The 13,607-nt window shown below is 73.5% G+C and carries 9 protein-coding genes and 1 pseudogene; 3 read left to right on the top strand and 7 right to left on the bottom strand.

The annotated features are described in order from the left end of the window. The 3 genes from CIB93_RS35605 to CIB93_RS35595 form a co-directional block, all read left to right on the top strand. The coding region (locus tag CIB93_RS35605) for a hypothetical protein (protein WP_096632935.1) at positions 1-2,768 on the top strand (2,768 nt) is incomplete at its 5' end. 43 nt (positions 2,769-2,811) lie between these two features. Then, entirely contained in the window at positions 2,812-3,768 is a 957-nt protein-coding gene (locus CIB93_RS35600) for a bifunctional riboflavin kinase/FAD synthetase (protein ID WP_096632934.1), read from the top strand. Between the two features lie 49 nt (positions 3,769-3,817). Beyond that, the gene (locus tag CIB93_RS35595) at positions 3,818-4,972 is read left to right on the top strand and encodes an XdhC/CoxI family protein (protein WP_096632933.1); all 1,155 of its coding nucleotides are present in this window, start codon (positions 3,818-3,820) and stop codon (positions 4,970-4,972) included. Here the strand turns inward: CIB93_RS35595 and CIB93_RS39355 are convergent. The 7 genes and pseudogenes from CIB93_RS39355 to CIB93_RS35560 form a co-directional block, all read right to left on the bottom strand. Next, positions 4,966-5,192: pseudogene (locus CIB93_RS39355) on the bottom strand (MFS transporter); the annotation flags it as partial. The gene CIB93_RS35595 and the pseudogene CIB93_RS39355 overlap by 7 nt on opposite strands. Positions 5,193-5,266: 74 nt before the next feature. After that, the gene (locus CIB93_RS35585) at positions 5,267-6,274 is read right to left on the bottom strand and encodes an ABC transporter ATP-binding protein (RefSeq protein WP_096632932.1); all 1,008 of its coding nucleotides are present in this window, start codon (positions 6,272-6,274) and stop codon (positions 5,267-5,269) included. Continuing rightward, the gene (locus CIB93_RS35580) at positions 6,271-7,392 is read right to left on the bottom strand and encodes an ABC transporter ATP-binding protein (RefSeq protein WP_096632931.1); all 1,122 of its coding nucleotides are present in this window, start codon (positions 7,390-7,392) and stop codon (positions 6,271-6,273) included. The genes CIB93_RS35585 and CIB93_RS35580 overlap by 4 nt, the downstream gene beginning before the upstream one ends. Beyond that, complete coding sequence (locus CIB93_RS35575; protein WP_096632930.1) at positions 7,389-8,318, bottom strand: ABC transporter permease; 930 nt, start codon at positions 8,316-8,318, stop codon at positions 7,389-7,391. Before CIB93_RS35575 ends, CIB93_RS35580 begins: the two co-directional genes overlap by 4 nt. Next, positions 8,315-9,406 carry an ABC transporter permease gene (locus CIB93_RS35570; RefSeq protein ID WP_096632929.1) on the bottom strand — a complete coding sequence of 364 codons (1,092 nt, stop codon included), beginning with the start codon at positions 9,404-9,406 and terminating at the stop codon, positions 8,315-8,317. The genes CIB93_RS35575 and CIB93_RS35570 overlap by 4 nt, the downstream gene beginning before the upstream one ends. Positions 9,407-9,409: 3 nt before the next feature. Continuing rightward, entirely contained in the window at positions 9,410-11,284 is a 1,875-nt protein-coding gene (locus tag CIB93_RS35565; protein ID WP_096632928.1) for an ABC transporter substrate-binding protein, read from the bottom strand. Positions 11,285-11,479: 195 nt separating this feature from the next. Next, positions 11,480-13,607, bottom strand: a 2,128-nt coding sequence (locus CIB93_RS35560) for a MinD/ParA family protein (protein ID WP_096632927.1), incomplete at its 5' end; no start/stop codon positions are given.

The raw sequence follows: 13,607 nt of genomic DNA, 5'->3' as shown, positions 1-13,607 counted from the left end.
CGCCCGCCCCCACGCTCTGGCTCCGCGGCGCGGACCTGCTGGCCGACGACAGCTCGATCGCCGACGCCGCGCGCCGCACGCTCGCCCGCGCCGCCCGCATCGTCACCGCCGCCGGGGCCCGCGGTGACATGGCCACGGCCACCCCGGAGCGCATCGCCCGCCTGGCCGCCGACGCGGGCCACCCGCTCCTCGTGGTCCTGGACGGCCCCGAGGAGATGCCACCGCTGCTGGCCCACCACCTCGCCGACTGGACGGCGGGCACCGCCGCCTGGCTCCGGGAGTACCGGGTCCGCCTCGTCGTCGCCTGCCGCCCCGAACACTGGGAGACCGCGGGCGCCCTCTACCCGCCGGGGGCCCTGCACCGCCCCCGCCGCCCCGCCCGCAGACTGCCGCCCGCCCTCCGTCTCGGCGACCTCACCCCTGACCAGGCCGACAAGGCCAAGGAGCGCTACGGCATCCCGCCGACCGCCCTCGCCCCCGGCCACGACCGGCACCCGCTCACCCTGCGGCTGCTCGCCGAGGTCCGCGCCGCGCTGCCCCCCGGCGTCCCCGGCCGCCCCGACACCGAGGACGTCTTCGGCGCCCACCTCGACCTGATGTGCGTGCGCATCGCGGTCCGGATCGCGGCCGCCGCCGACGAGCACCCCCGGGGCACCGCCGTGCGCCGCCTGGCCGCCCGGGTGGCGGGCCAGGTCCACGAGGCGGCCCGCCGCTGCCTGGGACCGGGCCAGGGCGAGCTGGACCGGGCCGCCTTCGAGGAGATCTTCCCCTGGCGCACCGGCTGGGCCTCCGCCGTGCTGACCGAGGGCCTCCTCGTCCCCGCGGGCGCGGGCTACCGCTTCGCCCACGAGGAGCTCGGCGACTGGGTCCAGGGCGCCCACCTCGACCTGGACGCGGCCCTGCGGTCCCTGGTGCACCGCTGGCACCGGGGGAGCGGCGGGCGGGCGGGAGCCCCGCGGCGCGGGAGCGGCGGCCTGGACGGGGACCCGTACCGGCAGAGCGTCGGGCCGGACCCGGGGGCGGGCCCCCGCGCCGGCCGTGAGCCCCGCAGCCTCCCCGTGCCCCGGCACCGGATCGGGCCGGTCATTCAGGCCATGGTGCTCCTCGGCCGACGCCAGGGCACGGCCGCGCTGGCGCACCGGATGGCCGACCTCATCGAGGCGCTGGACCGGCTGTGGACCGACGACGGGCCACGGGACGAGGACGCTGCCTGGTGGGCGGCCCACCTGCTCGGCGGCAGTCTGCTCAGGGTGCCCGACGCCCGCCCGTATCTCGGCGTTCTGCGGGTTCTCGCCGGGCGCATCACCCGGCGCTCCGCGGCCCGAGGACCGGAAGGCCCAGGTGCGTACGGGGAGTTCGGGCCCTGGTTCTGGCGACGGCTGCGGCTGCCCGAGGAGGACCGGATCGACTTGCTCCGCCGCCTCGTGCCCGCCGACGGGGTTCCCCGCACCGACGGCGACGAACGGTATCTCGACGCCGTGGCCCGGCGCCTCACGCTCGACGCGCCCGCCGTGCAGCCGCTGCTGTGCCGCTGGTTCACCGACGAACGCCCGCTGATGGTGGGCCCCGACGCGCCGCCGGACGTGCCGCTGCGTCCCACGGTCGCCGCCGCCGCGCAGGCCCTGCTGTACGCGCGCAGGGATCTCGCCGTCGACGAGCTGACGGACGCGCTGGTCGCCACCCCGCACCAGCGGGCGGGCGAGCTGCTCGCCGCCCTCGCGGAGGACGAGCCCACCGCGCTCTGCCGGGCCGTGGAGCGCTGGGCCCGCGACGAGGACCGCCCGGCCCGCCGCTCCGCCGCCGCCCGGTACGCCGGACTGCTCCAGCAGCGGGTCACCGCCGAGGGCGACCGGGCCCTGCTCCGCTCCGCCGCCGGGATCCTGCTCGCCCGCCCGGAGGACGGCGACCTGCACGCGGCCGCCCTCACCCTCCTCGTCCGGGACCCCGGGACCAGGAACCGCCACCTCCCGGCGGCCCTGCGCGTGTTCGCCGCCGGGGACCCCCGGCTCCCCGTCGAGCTGCTCGCCGAGGTCTTCCCGGCCCACCCCGAGCCGGTCCTCGCCGCGCTCCGCGCCCGCCTGGCCCGCCCCGGCGACGGCGGGGGAGCGGTGCTGCGGGCCCTGGCCGGGCTCGACACGCCCGCACTCGCGCTGCACGTGGCCGGGCTCGTACGGGAGTACATCGACGCCCACCCCGAGGACGGTACGCACACGGCGGAGTACGTGGACCTCCGGCTGGAGCACGGCCCGGCCGCCCGCGCCCTGCTGCTGCCGCTGGTGACCGGGCTGCTGCGGGACCGCCCCGCGCCGCCGGCGGTGCGCGCCGCGCTCGCCCGGGTGCTCGCCGGGTCAGGGAGCACCGCGTCCCGGCCGCTGCGGGCCGAGCTGCTGGAGGTCCTGCTGGAGTTCGAGCAGGTCACCGGCCGGGACCCGGATGTGCTGGAGGCCCTGCTCCGGGCCGCCGCCGACGGCTCGGGGCACCGCCCGGAGGTCCGTACGAGAGCACTCGTCCACCGCACCGGGATGCTGCTCGTCCGTACCCCCGAGGGCGCCGCCCGCTTCGACCGCGGCCTGGTCGAAGCGGCCCGGGACGTGCCCGGATTCGCCGCCCTCGTCACCCGCTGGCTGGCCGACGCCCCGCAGGAGTGGGCGGCGGTCGTGGGACCGAGCGCCCGGCGCACGGTGGAGGCGTTGGAGACATCACGTCCGTCGATGCCGATGCCGATGCAGGCGGCGGGACGTGAGCATGGCAGTCTTAGACCTGCGTAATCGACAGACACACGTACACAGGTTCGGGCGAGGAGCGGTCACAGTGCAGCGCTGGCGTGGCTTGGAGGACATCCCCCAGGACTGGGGACGCAGCGTCGTCACCATCGGCTCCTACGACGGCGTGCACCGCGGACACCAGCTGATCATCGGCCGGGCCGTCGAGCGCGCCCGTGAGCTGGGCATCCCGTCGGTCGTCGTGACCTTCGACCCGCACCCCAGCGAGGTCGTCCGCCCCGGCAGCCACCCGCCGCTGCTCGCCCCGCACCACCGCCGCGCCGAACTGATGGCGGAGCTGGGCGTGGACGCGGTGCTGATCCTGCCCTTCACCACCGAGTTCTCCAAGCTGTCGCCCGCCGACTTCATCGCGAAGGTGCTGGTCGACCGGCTCCACGCGAAGACCGTCATCGAGGGCCCGAACTTCCGCTTCGGCCACCGGGCCGCCGGGAACGTCGCCTACTTGACCGAGCTGGGCGCCACCTACGACTACACCGTCGAGGTCATCGACCTGTACGTCACCGGCGAGGCGGGCGGCGGACAGCCCTTCTCCTCCACCCTCACCCGCCGGCTGATCGCCGAGGGCGACGTCACCGGAGCCGCCGAGATCCTGGGCCGCCCGCACCGGGTCGAGGGCATCGTGGTGCGCGGTGCGCAGCGCGGCCGCGAGCTGGGCTTCCCCACGGCCAACGTCGAGACCCTGCCGCACACCGCGATCCCCGCCGACGGCGTCTACGCGGGCTGGCTGGAGGTGGACGGCGAGTCGATGCCCGCCGCTATCTCGGTCGGCACGAATCCGCAGTTCGACGGCACCGAGCGGACCGTCGAGGCGTACGCCATCGACCGCGTCGACCTCGACCTGTACGGGCTGCACGTGGCCGTCGACTTCCTCGCGTACGTACGCGGCATGCTGAAGTTCGACTCGATCGACGAGCTGCTGGTGGCGATGGCCGCCGACGTGAAGCGTTCCAGCGAGCTGACCGCCGCCTACGCCCGCACGCACTGACGCCGTCCCTCCCCGTGCGGTCCGCCCGGGGACGGCGGATGCTGACAGGGTGCGCGACATCCTGCCCGACCTCCGTGCCCGGTGCGCCGACGGCGTCCCCTTCGCCCTGGCGACCGTCGTCGCCGTGCACGGCAGCGCACCCCGCGACCCGGGTGCGGTGCTGGCGGTCGACGCGGCGGGCACCGTGGTCGGCAGCGTCTCCGGGGGCTGCGTCGAGGGAGATGTGTACGAGGTGGCCCGCGAGGTGCTCGCCGGGGCGGGGCCGCGCGTGGTGTCGTACGGGATCAGCGACGACGAGGCGTTCGGCGTCGGGCTGACGTGCGGCGGCACGATCGAGGTGCTGGTACGCGCCTACGCGACCGCCGCCGAACGGACCGGCCTCTCGGCCGTCCTGGACCTGATCGCCGCCGATCTGCCGGTCGCCGAGGCCACGGTCCTGTCCGGGCAGGCGGAGACCGGGGCCCGCCTGGTCGTCCGCCCCTCGGGCCAGGGGCCCGCGACCGCACCCCTCGGCACGCTCGGCACCGAGGGGCTGGACGCGGCCGTCACCGACGACGCCCGCGGGCTGCTGGCCCAGGGCCTCACCGGCATCCAGTGGTACGGGGCGCACGGCCAGCGCCGGATGCAGGAGGTCGCCGTCTTCGTCCGGACGTACGCCCCACCGCCCCGCATGCTCGTCTTCGGCGCCATCGACCACGCGGCGGCCACCGCCCGCATCGGCTCCTTCCTCGGCTACCGGGTCACCGTCTGCGACGCCCGCCCCGCCTTCGCCACCCGGGAGCGCTTCCCCACCGCCGACGCGGTCGTGTGCGCCTGGCCGCACACCTACCTTGAGTCCACCGAGGTCGACGCCCGCACCGTGATCTGCGTGCTCACCCACGATCCCAAGTTCGACGTCCCCCTGCTCGCCACGGCCCTGCGCACGCCCGCCGCGTACATCGGGGTGATGGGCAGCCGCCGCACCCACCGCGACCGCCTGGCCCGGCTGCGCGCGGCGGGCGTGGACGAGGCCCACCTCGCGCGCCTCGCCTCCCCCGTGGGCCTCGACCTCGGAGCCCGTACGCCGGAGGAGACTGCGGTCTCCATCGCCGCCGAGATCATCCAGCACCGCTGGGGCGGCACGGGCCGACCGCTCGGCGAGCTGTCGGGGGCGATCCACCGGCGTGAGCCCGACGGCGGTCACCGCCGCACCGGCGACCAGTAGCCCGGTTCCGTCCCGTCGGCCGGTGCTGAGGTATCCACGGCCGGACGCCCCGTACCGCGAGGCAGCACGGCGGCGACGATCAGCGAGCCGAGGGCGAAGCAGCTCGCGTTGAGGGCCAGGCCGGCACCGGGCCGAGCAGCGCCACCAGGGTGCCGCCCGCCATCGGGCCGACGGTGGAGTCCGGCCGCTCGACCGCGCCGGACAGGCTGGTGGCCCGCTTCCTTCGCGAAGGGTTGTGCGCGAAGAACTCTTCGCGGTTGTAGGGCAGTTGATGGTTACGGGCAAAAGAACTCGCTACGTCCCCTCGCCGCACGCCGTCGCCCAGTGGCACGCCACCTGCGTGTCCGCCCCGCCGTTCAGCACCGGCAGGTCCACCGTGCGGCAGGCCTCCGCCACCCCGGCGCGCTCCGCATCGCCCGAGGCGAGCACCTGGCACCGGACGTGGAAACGGCAGCCGGAGGGCACCTTCGAGGGGTCCGGCGGCTCACCGGCCAGCACCACCGGTTCGCCCTCCGCCTCGGGCAGGACCGACAACAAGGCCTGGGTGTAGGGGTGCTGAGGGGACGTGAGCAGCTGCTCGACCGGGCCCGTCTCGACGATCCGGCCCAGATACATCACCGCCACCCGGTCCGCGATGTTCCAGGCGAGCCCCAGGTCGTGCGTGACCACCAGCGCCGAGAGCCCCAGCTCGTCCCGGAGCCGCAGCAGGAGCGCCAGGATCTCGCCCCGGACCGACGCGTCCAGCGAGGCCACCGGCTCGTCGGCCACGATCAGCTCCGGTTCCAGCACCAGCGCCCCGGCGATCACGACGCGCTGGCGCTGACCGCCCGACAGCTCGTGCGGAAAGCGCAGGAAGAACCGCTCCGGAGGCCGCAGCCCCGCCCGGGACAGGGCTTCCTGGACGGCGGCCCGTTCGTCCCCCGCGTACCCGTGGATGCGCAGCCCCTCGGCCACCGCGTCGTACACCGTGTGCCGGGGGTTGAGCGAGCCACTGGGGTCCTGGAGGACCAGCTGCACGCGTTTGCGGTACGCCTTCAGCGCGCGGCCCGTGTAGTCGAGGGGGGCGCCGCCGAAGGTGACCCGGCCCGCGGTCGGCGGGACCAGGCCGAGCAGGGACCGGGCCAGCGTTGTCTTGCCGCAGCCGGACTCGCCGACCAGAGCGACGATCTCGCCGGGCCTGATGTCGAGGTCGACGCCGTCGACGGCCCGGGCGGTGGCGGCCCCGCGCCGGCCGGGGAAGGCGACCTTCAGGGCCTCGGCGCTGAGCAGGGGAGCGGTGGCGACCGGAGGGGCGGTGCTCATGTCGTACTCCTCGTGTCGTCGGCCCCGGTTGTTCCGTCGGCTCCGGGGGAGGCCTGGGGGGCCGGAGGGGATGCGGCGGGGGTGTCGTCCACCCGCACGCAGGCCGCCCGGCGGTCACCCCCCGCCTCCCGCAGCTCCTGGTCCTCCGTCGCGCAGGTGTCCAGCGGTACCGGACAGCGGGGGTGGAACGTACAGCCGCCCGGCAGCGCCGCCGGATCCGGCGGATCGCCCGGCAGCCCGCGCGGGGCGCGCCGGGAGGAGAGGTCCCCGATCCTGGGGAAGGCGGCGGAGAGCGCCTTGCCGTACGGGTGGCGGGCGTCCGTGTACACCTGCCGGGCGGGGCCCTCCTCGACGACCCGGCCCGCGTACATCACCGAGAGCCGGTCGCAGGTGTCCGCTAGCACCGCGAGGTCGTGGCTGATCATGATGAGCCCGACCTTCTGGTCCGTGACCAGCTGCTGGATCAGGCGCAGGATCTGCGCCTGGATCATCACGTCCAGCGCGGTCGTCGGCTCGTCCGCCACGATCAGGCGCGGATCGCAGGCCAGCGCCATCGCGATCATCACGCGCTGACGCTGCCCCCCGGACAGCTCGTGGGGGTACGCCTGAGCCCGGGCCGCGGGCAGACCCACCTGTTCCAGCAGCTCACCGGCGCGCCTGCGGGCGGCGGCCGGGGTGGCCTTGCTGTGCAGCAGGATCGGCTCGGCGATCTGGTCGCCCACCCGGTGCACCGCGTTCAGCGAGTGCATCGCGCCCTGGAAGACGATCGACGCGCCCGCCCAGCGGACCGCCCGCAGCCGCCCCCACTTCATGGTCAGGACGTCCTCGCCGTCCAGCAGGATCTCGCCGGTCAGCCTGGCCGTCGCGGGCAGCAGCCGCAGCAGCGCGAGGGCCAGCGTCGACTTCCCGCAGCCGGACTCCCCGGCGATGCCGAGCTTCTGCCCGGCTTCCACCCGCAGATCGACACCGCGTACGGCGGGGACGGCGTCGCTGCCGCTGCCGTAGGCGACGGTGAGGTCCCGCACCTCCAGGAGCGGGGGATCGCCGAGCGGCTTCGACGGGCCGGGCGAGGCGGACGGGTCCGGATTCGGAGTGGTCGTCGTGGTCGTGGCCGTCAACGGGGCACCCCCAGCTTCGGGTTGAGCACGGACTCGATGGCGCGGCCGCACAGCGTGAAGGCGAGGGCGACGACGGCGATGGCGAGTCCGGGCGGAGCGAGATACCACCAGTTGCCGGAGCTGACCGCTCCCGCCTCGCGGGCGTCCTGGAGCAGCCCGCCCCAGGAGACGATCGTGGGATCGCTGAGCCCGAGGAAGGCGAGGGTCGCCTCGGTGAGGATGGCTGTGGAGATGACGAGTGTGGTCTGGGCGAGCACCAGCGGCATGACGTTGGGCAGGACATGACGCGACATGATGTGGCCGTGCCCGCCGCCGAGCGCCCGCGAGCGTTCGATGTACGGGCGGGATTCGACGGAGAGCGTCTGGGCCCGGACCAGACGGGCGGTCGTCGGCCAGGTCGTCACACCGATCGCAAGGATCGTCGTCCAGATCGACCGGGACAGGACCGTGGCCAGCGCGATGGCCAGCACCAGGGTCGGCATCACCAGGAACCAGTCGGTGATCCGCATGGCGACAGTGGCGTACCAGCCCTTGAAGTGGCCGGCGGTGATCCCGATCAGGGTGCCGATCGCCACGGAGAGGAACGCGGCCAGCAGTCCGACGGTCAGCGAGACCCGGGTCCCCCAGAGCATCAGGGCCAGCAGGCTGCGCCCGAACTGGTCCGTCCCGAGGGGGAATTCGCCGCTCGGTGCCTCCATCGGGCCGCCGGGCGCGCCGGTCACGCTCCTGGAGTCGGTGCCCACCAGCAGGGGAGCGGCCAGCGCCAGCAGGGCGATGACCACGAGCACGCCGAGGCCGACGAGCCCGGCCCGGTGCGTGCGGTACTGCCGCCAGAAGCGGAGGGCGGCCTGCCGCCGCCGGGCCCGGGCGAGCGCGCGCGGGCCCGCCACCGGCACGGCTTCGGGTTTGTCGGTCGAGACAGTCATCGGCCCACCCGGGGATCGAGCAGCGGATAGATCACATCGGCCAGCGTGTTCATGAGGATCACCGCGGCGGCGAACACGAAGAACAGCGCCTGCACCAACGGCAGGTCGGGCACGCTCAGCGCCTGGTAGAAGAGCCCGCCGAGCCCCGGCCAGGAGAACACCGTCTCCACCAGGATCGCCCCCGCCACCGTCGTGCCGAGGTTCACGAAGAGCAGGGTCACGGTCGGCAGCATCGCGTTCGGCACGGCATGCCTGCGGCGTACGAGATCGTCGCGCAGCCCCTTGGCGCGGGCGGTGGTCAGATAGTCGCTGCCCATCTCGTCCAGCAGCGAGGAGCGCATCACCAGCAGGGTGCGCGCGTACTCCACGGCGACCAGGGTGAGGACCGGCAGCACCATGTGGTGCGCGATATCCAGCACCCGGTCGAAGCCCTCGGTGTTGCCGGACTCCATGCCTCCGGTCGGGAAGAGCCCGGGGACCGGTCCGATGCCCACCGACAGCGTGATGATGAGGAGCAGCCCGAGCCAGAACGAGGGCACCGAATACAGCGTCAGGGCGAAGGCGGTGTTGGCCCGGTCCCCGGCGCTGCCGTTGCGCCAGGCGGACCGGGCGCCCAGCCAGATGCCGAGCAGGGTGTAGATCGCGAAGGCGGTGCCGGTGAGCAGCAGGGTGGCGGGCAGCGCCTCGGTGATCTTGTCGATGACGGGGGCACGGAACTGGTACGACGTACCGAAGTCGCCGGTCAGCGCCTTGCCGCAGTACTGCGTGAACTGCTGCCACAGCGGCAGGTCGAGGCCGAACTCGCGGCGCATCGACGCGATCTGTTCCGTCGACACCTGACGGCCGCCGGTCATCTGCTTGACCGGGTCGCCGGGGATCAGCCGGAAGAGGAAGAAGCTGGTGACGAGGACGGCGAAGAGGGAGACGGCCGCACCGGCCAGCTTGCCCGCCGCGTAGCGGGCGTAGGCGGCGGTCGTACGGGAACGTGGGCCGCGGGCCGCCGGCCCGGCCGGAGCCGGGCCGTCGGATTCCGTGCTCTCCACGCCCGCCGCGCCCTGGCGCAGCGCGGGAGTGCTTTCTGTGCTCATGGACTATTCACGGTCTTCCGCGGTGGAGCGGCGACGCATGGCGAACAGGAGTCCGCCACCGGCGAGGACGACGACGGCGATCCCGACCCCGACGAGCACCCCGGTGGAGCTGCCACCGGAGTCGGAGGACGACGAGGAGGCCCCAGCGGCCGGGACGGCCGACCACCAGCTCCAGTAGCCGTCCTGGCCGTAGATGTTGCCCGCGTCCGACGGCATGGTGGTGATGGACTTGATGTGGTCGGTGCGGTACGCCTCGACGGCATTCGGGTACGCCATGACGTTCATGTACCCGGTGTCGTACAGCCGCGACTCCAGTTGCTTGACCAGATCCGCCCGCTTGGCGGGGTCGTACTCGGCCAGTTGCTTCGTGTAGAGCTCGTCGTACTGCTTGTCGCAGATGAAGTTGTCGGTCGCCGCCGACTGCTTCGCCTTGGACGGCAGCGCGGCGCAGGTGTGGATCGACAGGACGAAGTCGGGGTCGGGGTTGACGGACCAGCCGTCGAAGGCCAGGTCGTACTCCCCCGCGTACCAGGGGTCGGAAACGTTGTCGAGGCAGTCGACCTTCAGTCCGATGCCCTGCTCGCCCCACCACTCCTGGAGGTACTTGCCGATCGCCTTGTCGTTGGGGTCGGTGGCGTGGCACAGGATGCGGAAGTCGAGCGGCCTGCCGTCCTTGCCGACGCGCTTGCCCTGGCCGTTCTTCTCGTACCCGGCCTCGTCGAGGAGGGCGGCGGCCCTCTGCGGGTCGTAGGCGAGCTTCTGGCCGTCCGCGGGCTTCCAGAAGTAGTCGCCGAAGCGCGGCGGGATGTAGCCCTCGCCCTCGACGGCGTGGCCCTGGAAGACCTTGTCGATGATGGTCTTGCGGTCGACCGACATGAACAGCGCGTGCCGCACCTTCTGGTCCAGCAGCGCCGGGTGCCCGTCACCGAATCTCGTACCGTCCTTGGTACGGGCTCCGGGGTTGACGGCGAGCGCGAAGAAGCGGCGGCCCGGGGCGTCGTTCACCTTGATGTCCGGGGCGGTCTCCAGGGAGGCGGACTGGGCGGGCGTGAGGCTGGGGCTGCCCGCGACGAAGGACACCTCGCCCTTGCGCAGGGCGGCCACGGCCGCGTCCTGGTCCTTGTAGTAACGGAAGACCAGCTCGTCGAACTTGGGAGAGCCGCGCCAGAAGTCCTTGTTGGCCTTGAGCTTCACATAGCTGTCGACCTTGTAGTCCGTCAGGATGAACGGACCGTTCCCCACGATGGGGAAGTTCTTGTCGTTGTTGAACTTCGAGAAGTCGCCGACCTTCTCCCAGATGTGCTTCGGGACGATCGGGACGTCGAGCGCGGCCATCGTGGCCTGCGGCTCCTTCAGCTCGATGACCAGCTTGTCCTTGCCGGTCGCGGTCACCTTCTCGAAGTTGCCGACGAAGCTGCCGTTGGAGGTGGCCGCACCCTCGTCGGTCATCATCTTGTTGAACGTCCAGGCCGCGTCCTCGGCGGTGGCCTGCTGCCCGTCGGACCACTTCGAGTCCGAGCGGATCGTGTACGTCCACGTCAGCTTGTCCGCGGAGGGCTCCCACTCGGTGGCCAGGCCCGGGATCGCCTTGTTGTCCTTGGGGTCGTAGTTGGTGAGGTAGTCGTACATGAGCCGGTGGATGCTCGTGCTGACCAGCCGCTGCGCGAGGAACGGGCTGAGCGAGTCGACGCTCTGCGCGACGGCGACGGTGAGTGTCGTCTTCCCGTCGTCGGCACGGGCCTCGGAGGGCGCGGGCGCGAGCGGGTTTCCCGGTACGACGGAGCCGGCGGCGAGCGCCAGGGCGACCGTGCCCGAGCCCGCCAGGAGGCGCAGGCGTCGGCGTGGCCGAAAGGAGCGGGCGGGAACTCTTGTGACCATGGACGGGGACCTCGCGTCATCACTCGCTGGGAGAAGGCGGGCAGATCTCTGGTTCGCCAGTTGGTGAAGCGAGGTTTATCAGCGCTGTCGGACCTCGTCAACGGTGTGTCAAACCGTGTGTGGGCTGCGGGAATAGCACAAGGGCCCGCACCGCGTGAGCGGTGCGGGCCCTCATTGGTCTCAACCTTTTGGCCCCTACTGCTGAGGTGCCTGCGGCGGCTGCGGAGGCGACTGCTGCCACCCGGCCGGCGGCACCTGACCCTGAAGATCGGGCTGGCCTGCCGGGTTGGCCTGCCCGCCCTGCTGCTCCGGCTGCTCCGGCTGCGGCGCACCGCCCCCGGGCGCACCCGGCGGGGGCGGCGACTGCTGCCACCCGTTCTGCGGTCCGCCCGGTGCGGGCTGCGAGGGGTAGGGCCCCTGCGGCGCGCCCGGCTGACCGGCCGCCTGGTATCCCCCGTACGGGGGCTGTCCGCCGTAGGGCTGCTGGGGGTGGGGCTGCTGTCCCGGCTGGGGCTGCGGCTGCCCGGAGTGCTGCTGCGGGTGGGGCCGGCCGGGACCGGGCTGCTGAGGTGCGTACGGCTGCTGACCGGGGGCGAACTGACCGGGCATCGGCTGACCGGGAGCCTGGCCGGGGCCATGCTGTCCGGGAGCCTGGCCCGGAGCTTGCTGGCCCGTTCCGGGCTGTGCGGGCAGGCCGTGCTGCGAGGGCTGTGCGGGCTGTCCCGGCTGGGGCTGGCCGGGCATGGGCTGACCCGGTGCCGGGTAGCCCTGCCGGCCGGGCATCGGCGGTGCGTACTGCGGCGGCGGGTTCTGGCCGTCCGCCGTCCACAGCCCCTGCTGCTGCTGGGCCCGCGCGAAGTCCTCGGCCACCAGCGCCGAGAGGTGGAAGTACGCCTCACGGGTCTTGGGCCGCATCATGTCGAGGTCGACCTCGGCGCCCGCCGCCAGGTGCTCGTCGAACGGCACGACGACGACGCCCCGGCAGCGCGTCTCGAAGTGCTGCACGATGTCGTCGACCTTGATCATCTTGCCGGTCTCGCGGACCCCCGAGATGACGGTGAGCGAACGCTGCACCAGGTCCGCGTACCCGTGCGCCGAGAGCCAGTCCAGCGTGGTGGAGGCGCTGGACGCGCCGTCGACCGAGGGGGTCGAGATGATGATCAGCTGGTCGGCGAGGTCCAGCACCCCGCGCATCGCGCTGTAGAGGAGCCCGGTGCCCGAGTCGGTGAGGATGACCGGGTACTGCTTGCCGAGCACCTCGATCGCGCGCCGGTAGTCCTCGTCGTTGAAGGTCGTGGAGACCGCCGGGTCCACGTCGTTGGCGATGATCTCCAGACCGGAGGGCGCCTGCGAGGTGAACCGGCGGATGTCCATGTACGAGTTGAGGTACGGGATCGCCTGGACCAGGTCGCGGATGGTCGCCCCGGTCTCGCGGCGCACCCGCCGTCCCAGCGTGCCCGCGTCCGGGTTGGCGTCGATGGCGAGGATCTTGTCCTGCCGCTCGGTGGCCAGCGTCGAGCCCAGCGCGGTGGTCGTGGTGGTCTTGCCGACGCCGCCCTTGAGGCTGATGACGGCGATCCGGTAGCAGGACAGAACCGGGGTACGGATCAGATCCAGCTTGCGCTGCCGCTCGGCCTCCTCCTTCTTCCCGCCCAGCTTGAACCGGGAGGCGGCGGAGGGGTTACGGCTGCTCTTGGCCTTCTGCTTGCCCCGCACCAGCCGGTCGGAGGAGAGCTCGACGGCCGCGGTGTACCCGAGCGGGGCACCCGGCACCGAACGCTCGCGCTGGTCGTGCGCGACCGGGGTGGGCCAGGCCCCGCCCGTACGGGGGTCGACGGCCCCCGGCTGCTGGGCCGGGAGGTGGGGCGGCTGGGGCTGCCCCGGGTGCGGCTGCTGATACGGCTCCGGCTGCTGCGGGCCGGTGGGGGCCACGGGCGCGGGCGGATTCGGTGCGGCCTGGGCGGGGACGGGGGGCTGGGCCTGGGCCGGTCCCGGTCCCTGTGCCGGGAAGGGTGCGTGCGGGGGCTGGGGTGCCTGGCCCGGCTGAGACTGAGGCTGCGGTTGGGGGAAGCCGTAGCCGCCCTGGGCTCCCTGTGGCGGGAAGCCGTAACCGCCCGGTCCCTGAGCGGCCTGAGGGTGGGCCTGCGGCGGCAGCGGCTGGGGGGCCTGAGGTGCCTGAGGTGCTTGGGCCGCCTGCGGGAAGCCGTAGCCGCCGGGCACCTCGTTCGTCGGCGCGGGTGCGGGCCACTGCGCCGCGGGCTGCGGGGCGGAGGGCGCCGGGGCGGCGGGCTGGAAGGCGGGCGGCAGCGGCGGCAGCGCGCCG

Source organism: Streptomyces sp. WZ.A104, assembly GCF_002382885.1.
Lineage (GTDB): Bacteria > Actinomycetota > Actinomycetes > Streptomycetales > Streptomycetaceae > Streptomyces.
The sequence above is the reverse complement of the archived record's forward strand: the minus strand, read 5'-3'. Positions and strand labels throughout refer to the sequence as shown.